The sequence below is a fragment of the Corynebacterium sp. MSK044 genome, assembly GCF_030232825.1.
Lineage (GTDB): Bacteria > Actinomycetota > Actinomycetes > Mycobacteriales > Mycobacteriaceae > Corynebacterium.
Window position 1 is genome coordinate 1 of record NZ_JASPJJ010000005.1, and the last position, 24,515, is coordinate 24,515.

Below are 24,515 nucleotides of genomic sequence, written 5' to 3' on the forward strand. Positions count from 1 at the left end.
CGGCCCCGGTACCAACTACCCGGAACACGGCAGTACCGGGTCTCCGGAACACCGGTACCAAAAACCCGCATCTGACATACCTTCTCACGCAGGGACGAGAGTGATCTCAGCTTCTCCGACAAAGACTCATCTAGTTGTCGTTGGGCATCAGTCAGGATATTGAGCATGCTCATCAGGAAGAAAGTACCCTCACCTCGGTTGAGAGGGGCTTCTACCTGCTCGAATGCTTTGTAGTATTTGTTGCGTTGCTGTGAGAATTGGTGAGACATCGATATCGCTGTCGGGGCGGACAGGGCATCGATCAAGGCAAAGGCCAACAGGAAGCGGCCGATGCGCCCGTTGCCGTCGTAGAACGGGTGAGTGTATTCGAACATGAAGTGCCCCATCAGGGCGTTTACTAGACGGTGGCTATCCGACGTCTGCGCAGCAAGAAAAGTTTTGATTCTTGCCACAATCTCGTCCTCGTTCGCCGGAGCGGTGTGAATCTGTTTCTGGCCGTCGTGAATCGACACCGAATGCGCACGGAATAGTTGACCATCGGGTTTGTCGGGATTGGCAATCTCGTTGGTCAGAAGCTCGTCGTAAAGCGATCGAAGCGCTTGAGGCGTTTGAGGGAAGACCGGCTCCTTGTCGCGAGGAAAGAGCAGTGAGGAGTAGAGGGCTGCCATTTCGCGGAAACGTTTGTGGGCGGTGGTCCGCGGTTCTTTGAGCGCTTCTGCGATTTCCTGTTGTGTCGAGTGGATACCTTCGATGCTGTTTGTGGCCTTGATTTCTTCAATGAGGAGGCCGTTGAGATAGTGGCTTTTGGCTACGTCTGGGAGCGATGTCCATTTGGGAGCGATGCGTGACTCGTTGTCCCATACTCGTTCAAGCGCTTCCACAACATCGTTTGTATGAACAACAAACAGGGGGTAATCGCCCACATTGAAGTCCCACGTGAGTGTCGACGGCGAGGAAAGTCGCAGCTCGTGCTGCTCTTGAGCTATTTTTCACCGTTTTGGTGGCTATGAAAGACCTATTTTAGCTGCTTGTAGTGGGTCATGGCGCGATATTCCCAGGTGGTTCGATCGCGCGCTGTAAATTGCAGTGGTTCAAGCTCAGGTCTACTAGCTCAGATCGGCGAGTTTGGCTAGCACGTCACCGGCCGGCGGGTTGGTGGCGTGGGTGCCGTCGGAGTAGAGGACGGTGGGCACGATGCGGTTGCCGTCGTTGACGGACTTGATCCACTCGTCAGCGTCCACGCCAGGTGCTTCGACGTCGACGATCTCCACTGCGCCTTCGGGGAGCTTTGCGCGGCGCAGATCCGCGATGAGGCCGGTGCAGTACGGGCACCAAGACGTGGCGAAGACGGTGACGGGTGCGGTGGTCTCAGGGGTTTCAGGGGTGTTAGCCACGGGGGTTAAGCCTTTCGTTCAAAACGTTGGAAGCGGTAGCGCAGTGGTGAAAAGTCAGTGCCATTGAAAGTCACGTGGCCGCGCTCAGAGGTGAACCATTCGGTTTCGTGGACCAGCTCAAATTCCGCCGGGATGCGTGGGGCGTGGACGGGGGTGGGGAGGTGGGGGAGGGAGACGTCGATAAGCGTGCGCTCAATGATGTCAACCTCGTCGAGCGTGGCTTCGTAGAGTTGTGCCCCGCCCATGATCCATGCGTCGACCTGCAGGTCGGGAAGGTCGCGGGAGACGAATGCGCCGTCGGACCATTCGCCAGGCTCGCGCGAGGAGACGACGTGATTCGGGCGGCCTGGCAGTGGCCTGAACGGCAGCGACTCCCACGTGCGACGGCCCATGATGACGGGGCTGCCCAGCGTGGTTTCCTTGAAGTGTTTGAGGTCCTCCGGCAGACGCCACGGCATGTCTTTGCCATCGCCGATGACACCGTCGAGGCTTTGCGCCCAGATTGCGCCGAGCATGCTAGACCGAGACCTTCGCGGTGATCGTCGGGTGCGGGTCGTAGCCCGTGACCGAGATGTCTTCGAAGTCGTAGTCGAAGATGGACTCCGCCTTGGTCAACTCCAGCTGCGGGTACGGGCGGGGCTCGCGGGTCAGCTGCTCTTTGACCTGCTCAATATGGTCGTTGTAGATGTGGCAGTCGCCGCCGGTCCAGATGAGCTCGCCGACCTCCAGGCCCGCCTGCTGGGCGAACATGTGGGTCAGCAGCGCGTAGGACGCAATGTTGAACGGCACGCCGAGGAACATATCCGCGGAGCGCTGGTAGACCTGCATGGACAGCTTGCCGTCGGCGACGTAGAGCTGGAACAGCAGGTGGCAGGGCATGAGTGCCATCTTGTCCAGCTCCGCCACGTTCCACGCGGAGACGAGGTTGCGACGGGACTCCGGGTCCTGGGTGAGAAGGTCAAGGGCATTCTGAATCTGATCGATGTGCTGGCCATCGGGTGTGGGCCAAGAGCGCCACTGCACGCCGTAGACCGGGCCGAGTTCGCCGTTCTCGTCCGCCCACTCGTTCCAGATGCGGATGCTGTTTTCCTGCAGCCAGCGCACATTCGAGTCACCCTTGAGGAACCACAGCAGCTCGCCGACAACGCCCTTGAAGTACACCTTCTTGGTGGTCAGCAGGGGGTAGGACTCGGCCAGGTTGTAGCGCAGCTGCTTGCCAAACAGGCTGATCGTGCCCGTGCCGGTCCGGTCGCTCTTCGGGGTGCCGGTTTCTAGAATCTCCCGCAGCAGGTCCTCGTAGGGGGTGTTAATCGTCTCTGTCACTTTACAATTCCCTCGTAGCTGCCGTGCTCTTCCTTGTAGGTGGCAGCATGTTCCAAAATTTCGTCGGCGATTTCCGGGCGGCAGATCAACAAATCAGGAATATACGTGTCTTTATTGTTGAAGCGTACTTCCGAGCCATCCAGCCTTGTCGCGTGAAGGCCAGCTGCCTTAGCGACGCCCACCGGCGCCGCCTGATCCCACTCATACTGCCCACCCGCGTGGATGTATGCGTCGTAGTCACCGAGCAGAACGTGCATCGCCTTCGCGCCCGCCGAACCGATGCCGGCGGCCTCGAATCCCATTTTCTCGGCCACGTACTTAGCCACCGCCGGCGGACGGTTGTGGGACAGGGCGATCTTCCGGGACAGCGGGCCCGACACGTGGCGCACGTCGGAGGACTTAAACACCACGCCCAGATCCGGCAGGCCCACCGCCGCATGGATCGGGACGCCGTCTTCTACCAGCGCAATGTGCACTGCCCAGTCTTGCCGACCAGTGGCGAATTCCTTCGTGCCGTCCAGCGGATCCACGATCCACACTCGGGTGCAGTCCAAGCGCGACAGGTCATCCACCGCTTCCTCCGATAGGAAGCCATCCTCCGGGCGGTGCTGCTCCAGCACGCGAGCGATCCAGTTCTGAGCCAAGTCATCGCCCGCCTCACCGAGCTCCCGGCCCCGCAGCAGGCCGACGCCACGAATTCCCTTCAGGATCTCGCCTGTTCCTTGAGCAATGAGATTGGTCAACCGTGAGTCCGAATACGTTGCCGTCATGGCCTAGACCTTACCGCTTCTCGGGGTATGCCGTAGTTGTGTGGGGGCGCGGTGACGCGTTCTCTGGGTGGCTTGCTTCGTCTGAGTGCTTGCTGGTTAGCCTCGGCTGAGCCGCTGCCCTGCAAAGTGCAATGAATCAACTGCAATGAATGAAGTGCAATGAATCGAGTGGAAGGGGCCGTCAGCAATTTCTTGCGGTGGCGCCACCTGGCTTATTTGAAAACGTTTATTGGGGTTTGCGTTGTGGGGGGGTGGAGCGAGGCGGGAACATAACACTTAACTTCCCACATAACATCCCACAAGTGTTATGTAGTGGGAAGTTAGGTGTTATGTTGGACTGAAACAGGTGACCACCATGAGAAAAGGGGAGGGCAGAGCAATGACGGATGACGAGCTTGATGACCTTATTGCCGAGCTCAAGATCATTGGTGCCGAGGGGCAGGCAGTCGAAGTCAAGAGCGGAGTGGGAAAGAACATCCGCGAAACTCTCAGCGCTTTTTCCAATGGTGACGGTGGCATCCTGCTCATCGGCTTGAGTGAAGAGGATGGGTTCACGCCAGTTGAGGGGTTTGATGCGTCGAAAGCTCGCGATGCTCTGGCATCTCGCTGTGAAGAACTCACTCCGGCGGTACGGCCGGTTCTTGAGATCCACAAACATGAAGGGTCTTTCGTGCTTGTGGTTGAAGTGCCTCCACTCAACCGTGAAGATAAACCGTGCTACATCACTGAACAGGGCCGATACAACGGTTCTTTCACTCGTACCGGTGACGGTGAACGCCGGCTGACTAAGTATGAAGTTGATCGACTTCTCGAAGAAGAAGTACAGCCACGCTGGGATGAAGGGCCGGTGGAGGAAGCTGGCCGTGCCGATCTGGAAGAGGCAGCTTTAGGCGATTATCTGGCTGTTCAGAAAGCACGCCGGCCGAAGACTTTTGCGGATGGGGAAGACCAGGCTTTGCGTCGTCTGCGGGTAATGAAGGGTGAGCACCCGACATTGGCTGCGCTTGTGACGATGGGGGATTACCCCCAAGAGTTCTTTCCTCGCCTGACGGTCACTTTCGGGCTGTTTCCGGGAACGGGTAAAGGTGATGTCACGGTCGGGGAGAGGCTGCTTGATAGTGCGACACTGGTTGGGACTATTCCTGAGCTCGTCGAATCCGGTGTTGCGATTGTTCAGAAAAACATGCGCACAGCCAGCGTGATTGGGGAGGTGTACCGCACCGATTTGCCTGAATATCCACTCGTGGCTGTCAGGGAGGCGCTGGTGAATGCGTTGATGCACCGTGATTATTCACCGAGTTCACTAGGGAGCCAGGTTCAGATCAATATGTTTGTGGACCGGTTGGAAATCACAAACCCAGGCGGACTCTACGGCGGTGTCACGGTAGAAAATCTCGGTGAAGCAGGCATTAGTTCTTCGCGGAATCGCCGACTGTCGTCTTTCCTGGAAGACTTGACCTTCGACGGTGGTGGCCCAGTCGCCGAAAACCGAGGCTCCGGAATTGCGACGATCAACCGTGCACTTGAGGAAGCTTTGATGCCACCACCGATTTTCACGGATCGATTGACTGATTTCACCGTCACCTTCCGGAAGAGGCGAGTGGCGCCAACCGAACGTCATGGAACCGCGATGGACCAAGTGGCCAAGCTGTTCACTGAGCGTGAATCATGGTCTACCACTGAACTGGTCAATGCAACGGGGCTCAGCCGGACAGCGGTGCAGAAAGCGATCAACCAACTCGTGGCCGACGGAACGGTGGAGCCAACGGAGCCAGCTCGTTCGCCGCGCCAGCGTTACCGGCTCACTACCTGATGGAATGTGCTGGTGGGAGCAACATAACACTTAACTTCCCACATAACATCCCACAAGTGTTATGTAGTGGGAAGTTAGGTGTTATGTTCTTCCCGGTTAAGGTGAACACGTGTCTGACAACCCTTCCAACCACTCCGTGAGCGGGGATTCTGGTCGCGTGCTCGACCGCTTCCACCCGCAGGTGGCAACGTGGTTCGAGGAAGTGTTCGCCGCGCCGACCCCAGTGCAGGAGCAGGCGTGGCAATCGATCTCGGAGGGGGAGAACACCCTCGTCGTTGCCCCGACCGGTTCCGGTAAGACACTCGCGGCGTTTTTGTGGTCGCTCAATTCGATGGTGAATCGCGCCGGGCAGCAAGCACTGCATTTCGACGACAATGTGGCTCTCCAGCGCAGCACTCAAGGGACGCGCGCTGGCGTCAAAGTTCTGTACATCTCCCCGCTGAAAGCCCTGGGCGTCGACGTGGAGAACAACCTACGCGCGCCACTCACCGGAATTGCCCGTGTGGCACAACGCATGGGGTTGGACATGCCGGATGTTTCGGTGGCGGTGCGCTCCGGCGATACCCCGCAGGCGGAACGCAACCGGCAGACGCGTAAGCCGCCGGACATTCTCATCACCACGCCGGAGAGCCTCTACCTCATGCTCACCAGCAAGGCGGCGGGAATTCTGAAGACTGTGGACACCGTCATTGTTGATGAAATCCACGCGCTCGCGGGAACGAAGCGTGGTGTGCATTTGGCGCTGTCCCTGGAGAGGCTCCGCAGACAGGCAGGAAACTTCCAACGCATTGGCCTATCCGCAACAGTGAGACCGCTCGACGCGGTGGCGAATTTCTTGGGCGAGCGCACCACGATTGTGAACCCGCCCGCGGAGAAGAAGTGGCAGCTTGACGTGCACGTGCCCGTCCCTGACATGAGCGACCTGCCCGTGCCGGAAGAGGGCTCGCCGATCGGGGGAGCGGTTATCAGCGTTGACTTGGACCTCGACGCCCCACCACCCACCCCAGGGCAGTCCTCGATCTGGCCACACATTGAGGCACAGCTGTACCGGGAGGTCATGGCGCATCAGTCGACGATTGTGTTTGTGAACTCCCGCCGTACCGCAGAGCGCTTAACCAGCCGGCTCAATGAGATCTGGGCGGCGGAGCACGACCCGGAGGCTCTCAGCCCGCAAACAAGGCGACCGCCGGCGCAGCTCATGAAAGCAGCAGACGTTGCTGGCAAAGCCACGCCCGTTATTGCGCGGGCGCACCACGGCTCCGTGTCCAAAGAGGAGCGCAAGACCACGGAGACCGCGCTGAAGGAGGGCACGCTTAAAGCGGTGGTGTCCACCAGCTCGCTGGAGCTGGGCATCGATATGGGTGCGGTGGACCTAGTCGTGCAGGTGGAATCCCCACCATCGGTGGCATCCGGCCTACAGCGCGTGGGACGCGCCGGGCACTCAGTGGGTGCAGTTTCCGAAGGCTCGTTTTATCCCAAGCACCGCTCTGACCTAGTGCAAACAGCAGTGACTGTTCCCCGTATGCGGCAGGGGCTCATCGAGGAGCTGCACACCCCGAAGAGTCCACTGGATGTGCTTGCCCAGCAAACTGTCGCGGCCGTCGCGGTGGAAGACCTGGAGCTGGATGATTGGTACGAAACCGTTACCCGCGCCTGGCCCTACCGTAATCTCGCCCGCGAAGTCTTCGACGCGGTCATCGACCTGGTCATCGGCATTTACCCCTCCACTGACTTCGCGGAACTGCGTCCCCGCGCAATCCTCGACGGCACCACCCTCAAAGCCCGCCCCGGCGCGCAGCGCGTCGCCGTGACCAACGCCGGCACCATCCCGGACAGGGGCATGTTCGGCGTTTTCCTCGTTGGAAACGAGGAAAAGGGAGCAGCCCCAAGAAGAGTCGGTGAACTCGACGAGGAGATGGTCTACGAGTCCCGCGTCGGTGACGTGTTCACCCTCGGCGCATCGAGTTGGCGGATTGAGAACATCACCCGCGACCAAGTGCAGGTTAGCCCCGCGCCGGGCCACACGGGTCGCCTGCCGTTCTGGACGGGCGACGCGCTGGGCAGGCCATACGAACTCGGTCTGGCGCTTGGCGCATTCCGCAGGGAAGCGAAAAGCGATCCCACCATCATCGACGCGAGCCTCGACGAGTACGCCCACGACAACCTGCTCAAGTACCTCGACGAGCAGGAAGAGGCCACCGGCATCGTGCCGGATGAGAAGACGCTGGTCCTTGAACGCTTCACGGACGAGCTGGGTGATTGGCGCGTGGTGCTGCACACGCCGTTCGGTAAAGGGGTCAACGCCGCGTGGGCACTGGCCACTGGGTGGCGCGTGGCCCAGGAAACCGGCATGGACGCCCAGGCAGTCGCGGGGGATGACGGGATTGTGTTGCGGTTGCCGCAGGGGGAGAGGGAACCGGATGCGTCGATATTTGCATTTGAAGCGGATGAGATCGCGGACATCGTCACCGAACAGGTAGGCAATTCCGCGCTCTTCGCGTCGCGTTTCCGTGAGTGTGCCGCCCGCGCACTTCTCCTTCCGCGCCGCAACCCGGGCAAGCGCGCGCCACTGTGGCAGCAGCGTCAACGCGCGGAGCAGCTTCTGGACGTCGCCCGGAACTACCCCTCTTTTCCCATCATCTTGGAGACTGTCCGCGAGTGTCTCCAGGACGTCTACGATCTGCCTGCGCTGCAAGACGTTATGCGTAACCTGTCCACTCGTCGCCTGCGTGTGGCGGAGGTGACCACGGATCAGCCGAGCCCGTTCGCTTCAAGCCTGCTGTTCAATTACACCGGCGCATTCATGTACGAAGGCGACACTCCGCTCGCCGAGAAGCGTGCTGCGGCGCTGGCGCTCGATCCGTCGTTACTTGCAAAATTGCTGGGCACAGTCGAGTTGCGCGAGCTTCTCGACGCCACCGTGATCCAAGAAGTCGACCACTCCCTCCGCCGTCTGGGCACGGCTGACACCTCCGAACAGTTCGCGGACACGCTGCGCATCGTGGGGCCGGTCCCGGTGGATGAGCTCGCGCAATATACCTCCGTCCCGCGCGTGGCACTCCAAGATAGCCTGGGCAAACGCATGATGGCCGTGCGCATCGGCGGCCGCGAGCACCTGGCCCAAGCACTCGATGCGCCTTTGCTTCGCGACGGCCTCGGCGTCCCCGTCCCACCCGGCATTCCCGCCCAAGTGGCCACCATTCCTGATGCGCTGAGCCAGCTGGTCAGCCGCTGGGTGCAAACCCGCGGACCGTTCACGCTGCGTGATCTTGCTTCTGATTTTGGTCTGTCGGTCGGTTCCTCCTACGAGGCGCTGAAGCACCTCGTAGGAGAGGGCAAGGTCATTGAGGGGCGTTACCGCCAGGGCGTTGATGAGCAGGAATACATGGGTGCGGAAGTCCTGCGCATCGTGCGCTCCCGCTCCCTCGCGGCTGCCCGCGCGCAGACCCGCCCCGTGTCCCAGTCCGCGTTGGGGCGCTTCATACCGGCGTGGCTCAACGTCGCACCAGTTGGTGTTCGGCCTCCTCTCCGCGGGCCGGACGGCGTGTACAGCGTCATCGAGCAGCTCGCCGGTGTGCGTCTGCCCGCCAGCGCGTGGGAGTCCATGATCTTGCCCAGTCGGGTTGGTGACTATTCCCCGGAAATGCTCGACGAGCTCACCTTGTCGGGTGAAGTCCAGATCGTCGGCGCGGGCAAAGCCGGTGCGCGCGACCCGTGGATCATGCTGCTGCCCGCCGACTACGCAGCGCAGCTTATGCCCGTGCCGGAAGAACCTCTTCTCAGCCTCACTCAGCAGCAGGTGATGGAGAAGCTCAACGTCGGCGGCGGCTACCTCTTCACGGACTTGCTTGGTCCCGCCAGCGAGGCCATGACCACTGCCGAAGAACTCCGTGAATCCCTCTGGGACCTCGTTGAAGCCGGACTCATCGCACCGGATTCTTTCGCCCCGATCCGTGCACGCCTAGCTGGCGGTAAACACGGCAAAACCGCCCACCGCGCGAAGCGCCGGCCGTCCCGCAGCCGTATCCGCTCTGGACGCACGAGCTTTGCCACGGTCACCCCACCGGACATGATCGGCCGGTGGGCCGCCACCCCAGCCCCAGATACCGACCCCACGCAGCGCTCTCTCGCGCATGGCGAGGCCTGGCTGGACCGCTACGGCGTGGTCACCCGCGGCAGCATCGTCGCCGAAGACGTTGTTGGCGGATTTGCCCTTGCCTATAAATCTCTTTCCGGATTCGAAGAAGCCGGAAAGGCCATGCGCGGCTACCTCGTCGAGGGGCTCGGTGCAGCGCAGTTCTCCACCCCCGCCACCATCGACCGGTTGCGAGGCCACCAGGACTCCGACGACCTCGTCGGCTGGCCCTCCGGCACGAAAGAACCCAAGGTCTACGTGCTGGCGGCCACTGACCCCGCCAACCCCTACGGCGCTGCACTTCCATGGCCCGAAACCGGTCCCACGCGCTCAGCCGGAGCGCTCGTCGTGCTTATCGACGGCCTCCTCGCCGCCCACCTCACCCGCGGCGGCAAAACCATGACCACCTTCTTCGACGGCTTCCCCGACGGTACCGGCACCGAAGATGAACTGCTCACCATGGTTGTGAGGGCTCTGACGGATGTGGTGGGGGAGGGCAGGATGGGGGCGGTGAACGTCGAAAAGCTTAATGGCGAAGCAGCGTTCAAGCTGAAGAATTATGGTGCTGCTGCCTCCCCGCGCGGCGCGAAAATCGGCGGGCGAGCTACCGCGGCACCCAAGCGACGGGGGAGGAGCATTACGGAAGCGCTCGAGGAGCTTGACCGTTGACTGTCCCATTAACTGGACGTACGGTGTAGTTACGTTGCTACTAGAAGGGGGTGCGTGATGGCACAGACGATGTCCGCACGAGAGTTCAACCAGGAGCTCAGCAGAGCGAAGCGGGAAGCGCTTGAGAATCCCGTCATCATCACTGACCGTGGTGCACCATCCCACGTGCTTATGTCCTACGCTGAATATAAGAAACTGACTCGTTCGCCCGAAAGCATCGTGGAAAAACTGCTCATTGATGGCCCGGTTGACACGGATTTTGAGAATGTCGGTCTTGGTCTACGGCCGGTTGAATTCTGATGTACCTTCTTGACACAAATATCATCAGTGAATTTCAAAAATCCCAGCCCAATGAAGGTGTTCTGCACTGGGTCAGGAAACACGATGAATCTGCATTGTATTTGTCTGTCATTACGGTAATGGAAATCGAGATTGGCGTTCGTCGGCTCGAACGTCGCGATGCGGAGCGAGCCCACCGGCTTCAGCGCTGGCTAGATGGAGCAGTGCTCGAAGCCTTTCAGGGGCGAATACTCCCCATCGACCTTGAGGTTGCTCGGCGATGCGTTTTCAACCATGTCCCAGATCCCGCGCCAGAAAGAGACGCTCTTATTGCTGCGACGGCTTCAACTCATGGTTTAACCGTTGTCACTCGGAATGAAAAGGACTTTCGGAGGCTGGGGGTTCCTGTCCTCAACCCGTTCAAGGAGTCGCATGCCTGAAGGCGATTCGGTGTATCAGCTGTCAAAGCGGCTCCAGTTCATGACGGACCGTGAGGTCACGCGGTGCTCACTACGCGTTCCGCGCTTTGCCACCGTCGACTTCTCCGGCATGACCGTGGAGCGCGTCTGGCCCTACGGCAAGCACCTGTTCATACAGTTCGGTGCGGATGGCCACGAGCCGCAGATCCTGCATACCCACCTGAAAATGGAGGGCTCCTGGTCGGTTCATCGTGCCGGGGCGCGCTGGTCCAAGCCCGGGCACACCGCACGTGTGGTGCTGCAGCTCTTTGATAGAGGCGGGGACATCGAGCTCGTTGGCCATTCTCTGGGCTTGGTTGATGTGTTCCCCGCCCGCTCCTTTGATCTTGAGATGGGCTACCTTGGGCCGGACCTCTTGGCCGCGAACTTTGATATGGACGAGGCCGCCCGCCGGATTCTTGTTGATCCGTCACATGAAATCGGACGCAGTCTGCTGGACCAACAGCGGGTGGCGGGGATTGGCAATGAGTACCGCGCCGAGATCTGTTTCCTCGGCGGGGTGCACCCGGCGCGCACCGTGGCGGAGGTCGGTGAAGACGGCGTGATCGAACTTCTGCGTATTGCCCGGCGCCTCATGTGGGCCAACAAAGACGAGGTCAAACGTGTAACCACCGGGGTGAAGCGCGCTGGTGAGACCAGCTACGTGTTCGGCCGGAACAACAAGCCCTGTCGCCGGTGCACCACGTTGATTGAACAGGGGTTCCTTGGCGGGCAAGGGGACTTGGAGCGCGTGATCTGGTGGTGTCCGATGTGTCAGCCGGTCCCTGATACCTGGGGTGGGTGAAGGATTTGGGGCTAAACGGCCCCGGCCGCACGCAAAACCCCAGGTCGTGCAAAATCTAACCCAGGTGGGTGTTCAAATCCTTCACCCGAAAGCAAAGGTTAACTACCCCGCCTGCTTTTCCTTCACGTCGCGCCTAATGAAGTACACGAGGAAGCCGAGCATCACCAGGATCAGTAGAACATAGACGACCTTGGAGTACTGGTCGATGTAGGTGGTCACGGCTTCCCAGTTGTCGCCGAGCGTGAAGCCCAGGTAAATGAGGATGAAGTTCCACACGGCGGAACCAAGGGTGGTCCACAGGCCGAAGGTGAGCAGATTCATGCGGTCCAGGCCGGCGGGGATGGAAATGAGTGAGCGGATGCCAGGGATCAGGCGGCCAAACAGAATGGATGGGCGGCCGTGGCGGTCGAACCATTCGAGGGACTTGTCCACGTCAGAGGCCTTGACCAGCCACATCCAGTCGGCGATGGCGCGCAGGCGTTCCGCGCCCAACCATGCGCCCACGCCGTACAAAATGTAGGCGCCCACCACTGACCCGATGGTGGCCCAGATGAACACCGCGCCGAAGCTCAGCGAGCCCTGGGCGACGGTGAATCCGCCGAGGGGCAGGACAACTTCGGAGGGGATGGGTGGGAAGAGGTTCTCAAGCAGGATGGCAATGCCGACGCCGGGGGCGCCGAGCGTATCCATGAGGCCGACAATCCAATCGATGATGGCAGACATGAGGGATAGTCTGCCTTACTGGACGTCAGTGGACCATGAATGAACCGGCGTGCCTGACTTCTGATTTTCGAGGTAGAGGGCAAGCATCTGTGCCAGAGCTGACTGACGCTCAGGCGTGTCAGGTCTGGTCCCAGCGCCGAGTTTGTCTAGAACATCCAGCTGCCAAGTGGCGCCGTTCTGGCGGTTCCAGGCGCGACCTTCGATGATGCCCAGGTATTTCTCGTTGAGGTCCTCATCGACCTTGAGCATTCGCAAGCCTTCGTGGGCTTGGTCGAGGAGGTGGTTGAGCACGAGATTGGAGACATCGATGCGTCCCAGGGTTGGCCACACCATGGTGGCGCCGATGCCGTCGCGGGCGCCGTCATAGAAGTTCGCGCGGGCGTCCTCGAAGGTGAGGCGGGACCAGACGGGGCGGGTTTGCTCGCCAAGGAATTTGACCAGGCCGTAGTAAAAGGCGGCGTCGGCGATGATGTCGGCGGTGGTGGGTCCGGCGGGCAGCAGGCGGTTTTCCACGCGCATGTGGGACAGTTCCAGCGAGGGATCATAAATCGGCCGGTTCCAGCGCCACACGGTTCCGTTATGCAGGTTGAGGTAGTGCAGGGCGGGACTGTTGCCGTCCATGATGGGGTTGCCGGCGGCGGTGCGCGATTCGGGGATGAGTGGTGAAAAGTACCGCACGTTTTCCTCGAAAAGGTCGAAGACGCTGGTGATCCACCGTTCACCGAACCACACGCGTGGGCGCACGCCTTGGTTGACCAGGACGGCGGTGCGGGTATCAATGGACTGTTTGAACACCGGGATACGCGATTCGTGCCACGTGCGGTGCCCCATGAACAGGGGAGAGTTCGCGCCCAGCGCTACTTGCACGCCGGCGATTGCTTGGGAGGCATTCCACGCGTCGCGGAAACGGTCCGGCGCAACCTGAAGGTGCAGCTGCATGGAGGTGCAAGTGGATTCCGTGGCGATGTCGTCGAAGGTGGCGCGGTAGCGTTCTTGCCGGGAGACGTCGATATGCACGAGCTCACCGCGCGCTTCCAGCACCATGTTGGACAGTGCGGCGTAGCGGTTTTCGGGGGTCATCCACTCGTCGCTTTGTAGGTAGTCGGTGGTGACGGTGGGCAGCGTGCCAATCATCGCGACCTGCGCGCCGGCCTTCTGCGCCGCTGAATTCACGGCCGCGAGCCGCGCATCCAGCCCCTCATGCAGTTGCCGTAGCCCGTCCCCCGTGAGCGCGAGTGGCGGGTGGTTGAGCTCCACGTTGTAGCGGCCGACTTCGGATTGGTACTCGTCGGACAGATCCTCAAGCACGGCCTCATTGCAACCAATGGGAGCCATATCGTCGCCCACGAGATTGAGCTCAAGCTCTAGCCCAATCGTTCCGTGGTCGACGAATTCGGCTTCCTGGAGGTGGCGGTCAAAGCTTTCCAGGTCATCGAGCAGCAGCTGGCGGTATCGCGTCCGCTGCTTGGGGGTGTAGGTATCACGTGAAACGGCATCGCCCATGCTGGTTTAGCCTATCCGTCGCTGGTCAAAAAGTTGTTTTTGCCCAGCGGTTTTGATTCACGCGTGGTTGCGGTACCAGGTGATCAGGTCATCGGTGGAGGAGTCCCCGCTGTTGGGTGTTTCCTCACCGGACACGGCCGCTGCCAGCTCATTGGCCTGGGCTTTGCCCAGTTCCACGCCCCATTGGTCGAAGGAGTTGATGCCCCAGATCACGCCCTGCGTGAACGTGATGTGCTCATACAGCGCGATGAGCGCGCCCAACACATGCGGCGTGAGCTCGTCCGCGAGGATCGTCGTTGTCGGTCGATTGCCAGGCATCACCTTATGTGGGGCCAATTGCTTATCGACGCCTCCCGCTTCTACCTCTTCCACCGTCTTCCCAAACGCCAGCACCTTGGTCTGCGCAAAGAAGTTGCCCATGAGCAGGTCGTGCATGGAGCCTTCACCCGTAGCGGTGGGCAGGTCTTCCTTCGGTCGGGCAAACCCGATGAAGTCCGCGGGGATCATGGAGGTGCCTTGGTGCATGAGCTGGAAGAAAGCGTGCTGGCCGTTGGTTCCTGGTTCGCCCCAGAAGACCTCGCCGGTGGCGGTGGGGACCGGTGAGCCGTCGATAAGCACTGATTTGCCGTTGGATTCCATGGTGAGCTGCTGCAGGTACGCGGGGAAGCGCGAGAGGTCCTGCGAGTAGGGGAGCACTGCGTGTGTGGCGGCGCCGTGGAAATTGCGGTACCAGATGTTCAACAGGCCCATGAGAGCTGGGATGTTCTCGCGGATATCGGTGGTGCGGAAGTGCTCATCCATCGCGTGGAAGCCTTCGAGGAAACGCATGAAATCGAGGGGCCCGATGACGGCCATGAGGCTCAGGCCGATCGCGGAATCGACGGAATAACGGCCACCGACCCAATCCCAGAATGGGAACATGTTCTCCGTATCAATGCCGAATTCCGCGACCTTCTCCGCATTCGTGGACACAGCGACGAAGTGCTTAGCGATGGCCGATTCATCCCCATCAAACTGCTCCAATAGCCAGCGCTTGGCGGCATGGGCATTGGAAAGGGTTTCCTGGGTGGTGAAGGTCTTGGAAGCGACGATGAACAGCGTCTCGCCCGGATCGGCGTGATCAAGAACACTCACCATGTCCGCCGGATCAACATTGGAAACGAACTCCGCCGTAATGCCTGCGGTGGCATAGGTGCGCAGCGCCTTGGCCGCCATCGCAGGGCCCAAGTCTGAACCACCGATACCAATGTTGACCACCTTCTTGATGGTGTGGCCCGTATGCCCGAGCCATGCGCCGGAACGCAGCTTGGAGGCGAAATCCCGCATGCGGCCGAGAACCCCGTGGACATCGGCGGCGACATCCTGTCCATCCACGACAAGGTTCTCCTCTGCAGGCAAACGCAATGCCGTGTGAAGCACTGCGCGGTCCTCAGTGCTGTTGATGTGAGCACCCCGGAACATCTGCTCCGTTGCGTGTTTCAAGTTCGCCTCTTCTGCCAGGGCCACGAGTGCATCAAGGATGTCCTCATCCACCAGGTTCTTGGATAGATCCACGTGGAGGCCTGCGGCGTCAAAGGTGTACTTCTGTGCGCGCTGCGCATCCCGGTCAAACAGCTCACGAAGAGTCATTGCCTGCTTCTCGGCGTGGAGCTTCTGCAGGCTCTTCCATGCCTGTGTTCGGGTGATATCGCGGGAAGGTGTGGTGGCGGAGGAATCAGTCATAGCGTGTCCTTGGGAGCTGATCATCGGCGAAAAGAATGTGCCCCTCCAGATTAGTGAAATTTTGGGTCATAATGGGGCCATGAGCATTGTCAAAATTAACGCAATCACTGTCCCCGAAGGTGCTGGCGAGAAACTCGAGGAACGCTTCCAGGCACGCAAGCACGCTATTGACAGCCAACCTGGCTTCGAAGGTTTCCAGCTGTTGCGCCCAGTGAAGGGGGAAGACCGCTACTTCGTAGTCACCCGCTGGGCCGACCAGGAATCCTACGACGCATGGTGGGCCGGCGAAGGCCAGGCCGCACACGCCAACAAAGAAGGAGAGCAGCCCCGCAAGCCGGTAGCTACCGGTGCAGAGCTGCTTGAATTTGAAGTTGTCCTGGACTCACTCGAACGGGACTAAGGGTCTCTATCCTAACTTGCCTCGTCCCAGTCTGAGCAGGATTGCGGCGAGGTTTGGTCCTTGTTCTCCCAGTTCATCCCGGAACTGGTTGATGATGGCTACTTCACGGGTGTGCACCAAGCGGGTGCCGCCTGAGCCCATGCGGGTTTTGCCGATGGCTTGGGAGATCTCGGAGCGACGCTTCACTGCATCAAGGATTACACGGTCCAGCCGGTCAATTTCCTGCCGGTACTGTTGAATCTCCGCGTCCGACAACGGGTCATCCGTGCCCGACGGGTACCTGATCTCAAACTGCTCCTCGCCCTTAGCGCTCATAGCCTTCTATTGTGCCATGTGCCTGCAAGAACTAGCGCAGGGAGGGCAGTGTCGCACCTGCCTAGTACGGTGGTAGCCATCATGGGAACTGACTTAACTTTGGGGCTGAACCCGCAGCAGAAAGCTGCGGTGGAACATTCTGGCTCGCCGCTGCTCATCGTGGCCGGTGCAGGCTCGGGCAAGACTGCCGTTCTCACGCGGCGAATTGCTTATCTTTTGCAGGAACGCGGTGTGGCACCGTGGGAGATCCTGGCCATCACATTCACCAATAAAGCTGCCGCTGAGATGCGGGACCGTGTTGTGAGTTTGATTGGCCCGCAGGCGGAGCGGATGTGGGTGGCCACGTTCCACTCCGTGTGCGTGCGCATTCTCCGCCAGCAGGCGCAGCTTGTTCCTGGTTTGAACAGTAACTTCACTATTTATGACAGTGATGATTCGCGCCGGTTGCTGGGCATGATCGCTAAAGAGATGAACCTGGATCTGAAGAAGTTCTCTCCCCGTGCACTGGCTAATGCGATTTCGAATCTCAAGAATGAGCTCATCGGCCCCGAGGAAGCACGAGCAAAAGCCACGACCACGAGGAATCCGTTTGAGGTGACCGTGGCTGCTGTGTACTTGGAGTACCAGCGGCGTCTCCGCGGGGCGAATGCGGTGGATTTTGATGATTTGATTGGGGAGGTCGTCGCGCTGTTCAAGCAGCACCCACCGGTGCTTGAGTATTACCGCAGGCGCTTCCGCCACGTGCTGGTTGATGAGTACCAGGACACCAACCACGCGCAGTACGAGCTCATCCACACGCTGGTGGGGGATGGGCCCCAGGCGCCGGAACTCGCGGTCGTGGGCGATTCGGATCAATCCATTTATGCCTTCCGCGGTGCGACGATTCGGAACATCGAGGAATTTGAGCGGGATTACCCCAATGCCACCACGATTCTGCTGGAGCAGAATTATCGCTCGACCCAGAACATCCTCGCCGCTGCTAATGCTGTGATCTCTCAGAACGTTGGCCGGCGCCCTAAGAAACTATGGACGGACCTAGGGGAGGGGGAGAAGATCATTGGCTACGTTGCGGATAATGAGCATGATGAGGCGCGGTTCGTCGCTAGTGAGATTGATTCGCTGACCGATCGCGGTGCGCAGTACTCCGACATCGCGGTGATGTACCGGACGAACAATTCCTCGCGCGCTTTGGAGGACATTTTCATTCGCGCTGGGATTCCCTACAAGGTCGTGGGCGGCACGCGCTTCTACGAGCGCCGCGAGATCCGTGACGTCATCGCGTACCTGCGCGTGCTGGAGAATATCGATGATGACGTGAGTATGCGGCGCATTATCAACGTGCCTAAGCGCGGTATCGGGGACAAAGCCCAGGCGATGGTGGCGCTGCATGCAGAAAACCAGGGAATCAGCTTCGGCCGTGCACTGCATGACGTCGCATCCGGAGAGGTACCTGGCGTGGCATCCCGCACCGCGAATGCCATCGGTGGATTCGTGGAGATGATCGACGGGCTCATCGCTGAGATCCCAGAACTGCTCAATGAGGTCACTGGCATGCCGGACCTCGGCGGACTGGTGGCACGAATTCTGGATGTCACCGGATACAAGGCAGAACTGGAAGCGTCCAATGATCCACAGGATGGCGCGCGCCTAGACAACCTCAACGAATTGGTCTCGGTGGCGCGCGAATTTTCCTCGGATGCTGCCAACCAAATGGCATATGCGGCGATGCCGGGCGATGAACCAGCTGATGTGGCGGAAGGGGAGCCCGCGCCGGGTTCACTGCAGGCTTTCTTGGAACGTGTGTCCCTGGTGGCTGATGCGGACCAGATTCCGGATGAAGGCCAGGGCGTGGTCACCATGATGACCCTGCACACTGCGAAGGGCTTGGAATTCCCCATTGTCTTTGTCACTGGTTGGGAAGACGGGCAGTTCCCGCACCTGCGTTCTTTGGGGGATCCGGCAGAGCTGGCCGAAGAACGCCGTTTGGCATATGTAGGAATCACCCGCGCGAGGCGGAATCTTTACCTCACGCGGGCGATGCTGCGTTCGTCCTGGGGCAGTCCGGTAACCAACCCCGCCAGTCGCTTCCTCGCAGAGGTCCCGGAGGACCTCATCGACTGGCGTCGGGTGGAGCCGGAGCGCTCCTTCGACAGTGGATTCTCGGATGCCTGGGGCACACCGACAACACCACGCAAACCCATGCGGACCCGCAGCGGCGGTAGCCGCATGAAGGTCAACAAGAATTTGGATCTGGCTAAGGGGGACCGCGTCAACCACGCTAAGTACGGGTTGGGCACGGTCATGAGCGTTGATGGATCAGGAGCCAGGGAGACCGTCACCATCGACTTTGGTTCCAGCGGAACCGTGCGTCTCATGCTCATCGGCGGTGTGCCGATGGAGAAGCTCTAAGACACTGCTCTAGATGGTGATACCGCGCTCCGCGAACCACGGCACGGGGTCCACCTGCGTTTGGCCATCCGGCAGGATCTCAAAATGCAGGTGCGGTCCGGTAGAACGGCCCTCATTACCCATCTGGGCAATCTGCTGACCGGCAGTCACGCGCTCACCCACGCTCACGTTGAAGGAATGCACGTGGCCGTACACGCTGATGGAGCCATCATCGTGGCGCAGGCGCACCCACTTGCCAAAGCCCTGGGCAGGACCAGCGTTGATCACGGTGCCGTCCATGACTGCCTTGATGGGGGTGCCAATGCTGTTGGCAATGTCGATACCGCGGTGGACGGAACCCCAACGGGGGCCGAAGCCGGACGTGAAGCGCCCCTCAGTGGGCATCACGACGGTTTGGCCAGACGGGGCGACACCAGTCTGCGGGGTCACCGTATTGGTGGACACACCAGGGGTGGCTTCCGCTTCGTTGTACTGCGGCAGAATGCGCGGGTCGTACACGATGCTGTAGCCGGCAGCGGAGAACGTGGCGCCCTTGGTGAAGATGTCATCCAGAGCCTTGCCAAGGTCCGGCAGGGCAGGGGCCAGGCCATCAACGGCTTGGCCGTTGACGGAGACAGTGAAGGCATTGGCGGGCAGAGCCGCGAGCGGAATGGCCAGAGCCATAGCGCCGGCGATCAGTCGTTTTTTCATGTCGTCCTTTTAAGAGATTGAGGGAAACATGTGAAAGTTTTCAACTCGGAACATGCTATCCGTGTGCTCTCCCTTGATCAATGGCTATTTATGACAGTTGACGTGCGAAATTAGATCGCGCGTGCGAATGTTTCCGGCAAAACCGCTGGGTAACAGAGTGGCCAATGTTGTAAATGTTACTGATGTGACAAAGTCTCACGGGGGTAAAAACAGGGGGTGAAAAAGAAAATCCTCCGTCCCGGAAGCGGGAGGAGGATGAGAGTCTGTGCGGCTTTAGAGGTTTTAGAGGCTGATGCCTCGCGCGGCGAGCCATGGTGCCGGGTCGATTGCATCGCCACCAGCTGGGTGGACCTCGAAGTGGAGGTGGGAGCCGGTGGACCAGCCACGGGAGCCCATGCCGGCGATGCGCTGGCCGGCGCGGACGGTCTGGCCGACGGAGCACTCGATGGTCTCCATGTGGCCGTAGAGGGTGATGGTGCCGTCTTCGTGGCGGATGCGGACCCAGTTGCCGTAGCCGCCAGCCGGGCCAGCATCGATGACAACGCCATCGGCGGCAGCGAGGATCGGGGTGCCAACGGCGTTGGCAATATCGATGCCCTTGTGGAAGGAGCCCCAGCGTGGGCCGAAGCCGGAGGTGTAAGCGCCTTCAGCAGGCTTGACTACGAGGGGTGCGCGGGCAGCCAGGTCGGCGGCGATGCGCTCCTTGTTGTATTCAACGGCCCGGCCAAGCTGCTCGGCCAGGTTGTCCACTGGCTTGTACTCGCTGATGGCCAGGATCTGCGGGACAGACGCTGGGTCGATGTTGGGGATGTTTGCGTTGGGGTTCCCCACGGCCGCCGGGCTGTTAGTGTTGGCAGCGCTTGCGACGGCTGCGCCACCGGTGGTGACTGCGCCTGTGGTCAGGGCCACCATTGCAATGCGTCCCTTGTTGGGGCTCTGCTTACGGTGCTTGCCGCCAGTGCGGTTTGCGCGCGAAGAGTTCAACTCAAAAACCTCGTCAGATCGTCTTTCGGTCACGGGGGTTTGACAGCGGAGTGTTTCCCCACAACATAAACGGTTCGTTCCGTAATCGTAACCTAGTTGTTATCTACTCGCCGTAACGATAGTCACCGCCGGAACGTTAAGCAAGCTCTTATTGATAATTTATTATTTTCGTTACATGACCCCGTCCCAAAGCTGTGACCGGCATGAATTCACGCCAGTTCACATAAGTCACAGGGGTTTCGGGGTTCTTGGGTTTATGCGTCGAAAAGCTTCAAAGGCGAAAACTTTCTTGTTGTTGAGCGGGCACTATTTTTTATGCGGTGATTTCCGGCACAGCCAACGTGACGCAGTTCAAGGCGGCAGTAAAGGAGTGCCGAAACGGGGGTGTTTGGGCTTTCACGACCCTAGGGCCGTGTCCCATCCACCCCGAGACTGGTTGGAGTGGAAGAGTTGGCGGTGATGAGTAACAAGTCCAGTCCGCCTTCGAGGTCCTCGCGCACATCGCCGTCTGCTCGCCGTCGTCCGCGAGTAACGCGTGCTGTTGATGCTGCGCGCACTGACACTGCCCCTGACGTACCTGCGACGATGAAGGAGCGGCTCCGCCACTACCTTCCGTTTGTTGGTGTGCCGAATATGGTGTTGGTGCTCGGCATCGCAGTGTTGTGTTTGAGCACGATTCTGCTCAGTGGAAGCCGTCCGGCAGCGCTTCCCGCAGCTATTGCGGAGACGTGGTTTGTGCTGCACGGCGTGCCCGTGACCTATGACGGAGTCACGCTTGGTGCGATTCCGTTGCTGCCCGCGGTTGGTGTGGCTGCGCTGATCGCGTGGCGTGTACGCGCGGCCACCAAGGATCGCGTGAGCATTCTTGACCTTTATGCCATCGTTGGCCTGGTCATCCTGATTCCGTTCACGCTGTCCGCCATCGCGTGGTTCATGGTTGCGGATGCATCGGCTGTTTTCCCAGTGGCGCCGCCGGCTGTATATAAGGGCCTGTTCATCCCCGTGTTCATTCATCTCGTGGGCATGGCATTCGGCATGAGCGCGAAATTGTGGACGGCACTGTGCCGTCGTGTTGGGGTGCCCACTGAATTCGTAGGTAGCACCGTGGCCACGATGAATCTTGCGCTTCGTCTGCTCGCTGCGGTGACCGTGGTTTTCTTGGTTTTGCTCGCGTTTGGTGCACCCCGGATTGGGGAGCTGCTCGATGCGTACCCCACTTTGGGTGCCAGTGGGGGAGCTGGACTCATCCTCGCGAGCGTTCTGTATCTGCCTAATGCAGCAGTGAGCACCCTCGCTGTTCTATTTGGCACACCTATGTCTATCGCAGAAGGTTCTGTCTCCCTGTTCGGTGCAGTCGTGCCACCACTGCCGCCGATGCCACTTTTTGCCGCTATTCCCGGCCACGTCGCCGCGTGGGCACCGGTATTCCTCATCGTTCCGGCGGCCGTGATCATTCACTTCTTCATTCGCCGTCGCCTCGGCGGGGTCGACGTCGCCGTTGCCGCCGCATGGGCCGCTATTCTTGCGCTTCTTAGCGGCCTGCTCGCCGGCGGAAACGTCGGTGCGTATGGTTGGATCGGCCCCACACCGTGGATCTTCGCTCTCGCGGCCGCCGCATGGGTTGGTGGAATCGCAGGTGTTGCATGGCTCGTTGCTTCCTTCACGCGCCCCGAGGTTGAGGAAAAGGTCGAGGAAGAGGAGATGTTTGACCGCGAACTCGAGGACACCCCTGCCCCCGCAGAAGAGGAAAACGAGGAGGCGGAGACCGAAGAAGAGCCTAAGGAACCTGAGGTAGAGGCTGAGGCGCAGCTGGAAGAAGAACCGGAAGAGGAGTCTGAGGAAGAGCCGGATGCAGAGCCAGAGGAAGAGCCTGCGGCGGAACCGGACGAGCCTGCTGATGAATCCGAGAGCGCTGAAGAGGGTGCACAGGAGGAGAGGGGCTAGACTCGGTAGGCGTGACAGACTCTTCACAGGCCTCTGGGTGTATTTCTGTAGCTGTTTTGGTTTCCGGTTCCGGGACGTTGTTGCAGGCGATCATTGATAACCGCGGACCCTATAGCGTTGATCTTGTTGTTGCGGATGTGGAATGTCCGGCGCTCGATCGTGCTCGGAAGGCGGGTATTCGCACCGAAGTGGTGCAGCTGGACGGCGATCGGAGTGGGTGGAATATCCGCTTGAGGGACACTGTTGCCAGCGTGAATCCGGATGTGGTTGTGTCCGCCGGGTTTATGAAGATCGTGGGGGAGGAGTTCTTAGAGCGCTTTGAGGGCACTCTGATTAACACTCACCCGGCCCTGTTGCCTGCTTTCCCTGGTGCGCATGCTGTGCGTGATGCTTTGGCGTACGGCGTGAAGGTCACGGGGACCACGGTTCACTACATCGATTCGGGTGTGGACACGGGCCAGATCATTGCCCAGCGTGCAGTGGATGTGCGTGAAGGGGAAACTGAGGAAGAGTTGCACGAACGGATTAAGGAAGTGGAGCGGGCTTTGATCGTGGATACACTCAAGCGCGCACGCACTGCCAACAGCACCATGACTGGAAAGGTTGAGTTCACCGCATGAGCACCCGTAAACCGATTAAGCGCGCCCTGATCAGTGTCTTTGATAAGACGGGCTTGGAAGAGCTCGCAGCAGCATTGGCTAAGGCAGGTGTTGAGATTGTGTCCACCGGTTCGACGGCGCAGCGCATCAAGGATGCGGGCGCGAACGTCGTGGAGGTGGCTGAGCTCACCGGCTTCCCGGAGGTGCTGGAGGGCCGTGTGAAGACGCTGCACCCGCGCGTGCATGCTGGCATTCTCGCCGACTTGCGCAAGGAGGAGCACGCGAAGCAGATCGCGGAGCTGGGGGTGGAGCCGTTCGATCTCGTTGTGGTGAACCTGTACCCGTTCGAGGACACCGTTGCTTCCGGCGCGAGCTTTGATGAGGTCGTGGAGATGATTGACATCGGCGGCCCGTCCATGGTGCGTGCGGCGGCGAAGAACCACCCGTCGGTAGCTGTGGTGGTTGATCCTTCGCGTTACGGCGAGGTCATTGAGGCAATCGAGGCAGGTGGCTTCGATGAGGATCAGCGCCGCCAGCTCGCCGCTGATGCGTTTACGCACACCGCGCTTTACGACGCAGCCGTGTCCACCTGGTTCACCGAACAGCTGGGCAAGACCGACAAGTCCACCACCCTGCGCTACGGCGAGAACCCACATCAGGCAGCCAGCCTGATCTCTGACGGCACGGGCCTGGCCGGTGCTACGCAGCACGGTGGCAAGGAAATGTCGTACAACAACTACCAGGATGCGGACGCGGCATGGCGTGCGGCTTGGGATCATGAGCGCCCGTGCGTTGCTGTGATTAAGCACGCGAACCCGTGCGGCATCGCGGTGTCTGAGAACTCCATCGCGGAAGCCCACGCGAAGGCTCATGCCTGCGACCCAGTCAGTGCTTACGGCGGTGTGATTGCCTCCAACCGTGAGGTCACCCTGGAGATGGCGGAGCAGGTCCACCCAGTCTTCACCGAGGTCATCATCGCGCCGAGCTTTGCGGATGACGCTCTGGAGCTGCTGCAGACCAAGCCGAACCTGCGCATCCTCACCGCTGAGAAGCCGGAGCGTGCAGGCAAGGAGATCAAGCAGATTTCCGGTGGTACGCTCATTCAGGACCGTGACATTTACCAGGCTGAGGGCGATAAGCCGGAGAACTGGGAGCTCGTCGCTGGTGAAGCTGCGGATGAGGCAACACTTAAGGATCTGGAGTTTGCCTGGAACGCGATCCGTTGTGTGAAGTCCAACGCCATCCTCATCGCTAGCGAAAGAGCAGCTGTCGGTGTGGGCATGGGCCAGGTTAACCGCGTGGATTCGGCCAAGCTCGCTGTTGATCGCGCGAACACGCTCGATGAGGGCCGTAACCGCACCAACGGCGCAGTGGCTGCCTCTGATGCGTTCTTCCCCTTCGCCGATGGTTTCCAGATCCTTGCGGATGCTGGTGTGAAGGCCGTGGTTCAGCCCGGTGGTTCCATCCGTGATGAGGAAGTCATCGCAGCTGCCAATGAGGCCGGCGTGACCATGTACCTGACCGGCACCCGCCACTTCTCCCACTAGAGTCTGCCCCGCAGAGACGAAGGACACGACGTA

The 24,515-nt window shown here is 60.2% G+C and carries 21 protein-coding genes; 10 read left to right on the plus strand and 11 right to left on the minus strand.

Features of this window, described 5'->3' with window-relative positions; all coding sequences use genetic code 11:
• The 5 genes from QP994_RS04385 to QP994_RS04405 all read right to left on the minus strand — a co-directional run.
• Positions 1 to 923, minus strand: a 923-nt coding sequence (locus QP994_RS04385; protein ID WP_284865515.1) for a Fic family protein, incomplete at its 3' end; no start/stop codon positions are given.
• A 183-nt stretch (positions 924 to 1,106) separates the two neighbouring features.
• A complete protein-coding gene (locus tag QP994_RS04390; RefSeq protein ID WP_284865516.1) occupies positions 1,107 to 1,394 on the minus strand; it encodes a glutaredoxin domain-containing protein in 288 nt (95 codons plus the stop codon).
• A 5-nt stretch (positions 1,395 to 1,399) separates the two neighbouring features.
• On the minus strand, positions 1,400 to 1,909 hold the full coding sequence (locus QP994_RS04395; protein ID WP_284865517.1) for a dihydrofolate reductase: 510 nt from the start codon (positions 1,907 to 1,909) through the stop codon (positions 1,400 to 1,402).
• 1 nt (position 1,910) lies between these two features.
• Positions 1,911 to 2,717: a thymidylate synthase gene (locus QP994_RS04400; protein WP_284865518.1), complete on the minus strand. Its 807-nt coding sequence runs from the start codon at positions 2,715 to 2,717 to the stop codon at positions 1,911 to 1,913.
• A complete protein-coding gene (locus tag QP994_RS04405; protein WP_284855307.1) occupies positions 2,714 to 3,487 on the minus strand; it encodes a 3'(2'),5'-bisphosphate nucleotidase CysQ in 774 nt (257 codons plus the stop codon). Before QP994_RS04405 ends, QP994_RS04400 begins: the two co-directional genes overlap by 4 nt.
• 355 nt (positions 3,488 to 3,842) lie before the next feature.
• On the opposite strand from QP994_RS04405, the gene QP994_RS04410 reads away from it, so the two are divergent.
• The 5 genes from QP994_RS04410 to QP994_RS04430 all read left to right on the plus strand — a co-directional run bounded on the left by QP994_RS04410 (position 3,843) and on the right by QP994_RS04430 (position 11,646).
• Positions 3,843 to 5,300, plus strand: a complete 1,458-nt coding sequence (locus tag QP994_RS04410; protein ID WP_284865519.1) for an ATP-binding protein — start codon at positions 3,843 to 3,845, stop codon at positions 5,298 to 5,300.
• A 109-nt stretch (positions 5,301 to 5,409) separates the two neighbouring features.
• On the plus strand, positions 5,410 to 10,104 hold the full coding sequence (locus tag QP994_RS04415; protein ID WP_284865520.1) for an ATP-dependent helicase: 4,695 nt from the start codon (positions 5,410 to 5,412) through the stop codon (positions 10,102 to 10,104).
• Positions 10,105 to 10,161: 57 nt separating this feature from the next.
• On the plus strand, positions 10,162 to 10,404 hold the full coding sequence (locus tag QP994_RS04420) for a type II toxin-antitoxin system Phd/YefM family antitoxin (protein ID WP_284855309.1): 243 nt from the start codon (positions 10,162 to 10,164) through the stop codon (positions 10,402 to 10,404).
• Entirely contained in the window at positions 10,404 to 10,823 is a 420-nt protein-coding gene (locus QP994_RS04425; protein WP_350309332.1) for a type II toxin-antitoxin system VapC family toxin, read from the plus strand. Before QP994_RS04420 ends, QP994_RS04425 begins: the two co-directional genes overlap by 1 nt.
• Positions 10,816 to 11,646, plus strand: coding sequence for a DNA-formamidopyrimidine glycosylase family protein (locus QP994_RS04430; RefSeq protein WP_284865521.1), 831 nt, complete (start codon positions 10,816 to 10,818; stop codon positions 11,644 to 11,646). Before QP994_RS04425 ends, QP994_RS04430 begins: the two co-directional genes overlap by 8 nt.
• Before the next feature lie 102 nt (positions 11,647 to 11,748).
• Here QP994_RS04430 and QP994_RS04435 read toward each other — a convergent pair whose 3' ends face one another.
• From QP994_RS04435 to pgi, 3 genes are read right to left on the minus strand one after another with little or no spacing between them, the layout of a single operon-like run.
• On the minus strand, positions 11,749 to 12,369 hold the full coding sequence (locus QP994_RS04435; RefSeq protein ID WP_284855311.1) for a DedA family protein: 621 nt from the start codon (positions 12,367 to 12,369) through the stop codon (positions 11,749 to 11,751).
• Positions 12,370 to 12,384: 15 nt separating this feature from the next.
• Positions 12,385 to 13,872 (minus strand): glutamate-cysteine ligase family protein, encoded by a 1,488-nt coding sequence (locus tag QP994_RS04440; RefSeq protein ID WP_284865522.1) that lies wholly within the window; start codon positions 13,870 to 13,872, stop codon positions 12,385 to 12,387.
• 57 nt (positions 13,873 to 13,929) lie between these two features.
• Entirely contained in the window at positions 13,930 to 15,594 is a 1,665-nt protein-coding gene (gene pgi / locus QP994_RS04445) for a glucose-6-phosphate isomerase (RefSeq protein WP_284865523.1), read from the minus strand.
• Between the two features lie 79 nt (positions 15,595 to 15,673).
• On the opposite strand from pgi, the gene QP994_RS04450 reads away from it, so the two are divergent.
• Positions 15,674 to 15,994 carry an antibiotic biosynthesis monooxygenase family protein gene (locus QP994_RS04450; RefSeq protein WP_284855314.1) on the plus strand — a complete coding sequence of 107 codons (321 nt, stop codon included), beginning with the start codon at positions 15,674 to 15,676 and terminating at the stop codon, positions 15,992 to 15,994.
• A 6-nt stretch (positions 15,995 to 16,000) separates the two neighbouring features.
• Here the strand turns inward: QP994_RS04450 and QP994_RS04455 are convergent, their stop codons facing one another.
• Complete coding sequence (locus QP994_RS04455; protein WP_284865524.1) at positions 16,001 to 16,309, minus strand: chorismate mutase; 309 nt, start codon at positions 16,307 to 16,309, stop codon at positions 16,001 to 16,003.
• Between the two features lie 81 nt (positions 16,310 to 16,390).
• Between QP994_RS04455 and pcrA the strand changes: the two genes are divergently transcribed.
• Positions 16,391 to 18,718, plus strand: coding sequence for a DNA helicase PcrA (pcrA, locus tag QP994_RS04460; protein ID WP_284865525.1), 2,328 nt, complete (start codon positions 16,391 to 16,393; stop codon positions 18,716 to 18,718).
• Between the two features lie 9 nt (positions 18,719 to 18,727).
• Here the strand turns inward: pcrA and QP994_RS04465 are convergent, their stop codons facing one another.
• Both QP994_RS04465 and QP994_RS04470 read right to left on the minus strand, forming a co-directional pair.
• Positions 18,728 to 19,408 carry a M23 family metallopeptidase gene (locus QP994_RS04465; RefSeq protein ID WP_284865526.1) on the minus strand — a complete coding sequence of 227 codons (681 nt, stop codon included), beginning with the start codon at positions 19,406 to 19,408 and terminating at the stop codon, positions 18,728 to 18,730.
• 282 nt (positions 19,409 to 19,690) lie between these two features.
• Positions 19,691 to 20,392 (minus strand): M23 family metallopeptidase, encoded by a 702-nt coding sequence (locus tag QP994_RS04470; protein ID WP_502870005.1) that lies wholly within the window; start codon positions 20,390 to 20,392, stop codon positions 19,691 to 19,693.
• Between the two features lie 459 nt (positions 20,393 to 20,851).
• Here QP994_RS04470 and QP994_RS04475 point away from each other — a divergent pair, with 459 nt between their 5' ends.
• The 3 genes from QP994_RS04475 to purH are packed head-to-tail and all read left to right on the plus strand — an operon-like array spanning position 20,852 to position 24,482.
• Positions 20,852 to 22,336 carry a cell division protein PerM gene (locus QP994_RS04475; RefSeq protein ID WP_284865527.1) on the plus strand — a complete coding sequence of 495 codons (1,485 nt, stop codon included), beginning with the start codon at positions 20,852 to 20,854 and terminating at the stop codon, positions 22,334 to 22,336.
• An 11-nt stretch (positions 22,337 to 22,347) separates the two neighbouring features.
• Positions 22,348 to 22,956: a phosphoribosylglycinamide formyltransferase gene (gene purN, locus QP994_RS04480; protein ID WP_284855319.1), complete on the plus strand. Its 609-nt coding sequence runs from the start codon at positions 22,348 to 22,350 to the stop codon at positions 22,954 to 22,956.
• Positions 22,953 to 24,482, plus strand: coding sequence for a bifunctional phosphoribosylaminoimidazolecarboxamide formyltransferase/IMP cyclohydrolase (purH, locus tag QP994_RS04485; protein WP_284865528.1), 1,530 nt, complete (start codon positions 22,953 to 22,955; stop codon positions 24,480 to 24,482). The genes purN and purH overlap by 4 nt, the downstream gene beginning before the upstream one ends.
• Positions 24,483 to 24,515 lie beyond the last annotated feature (33 nt).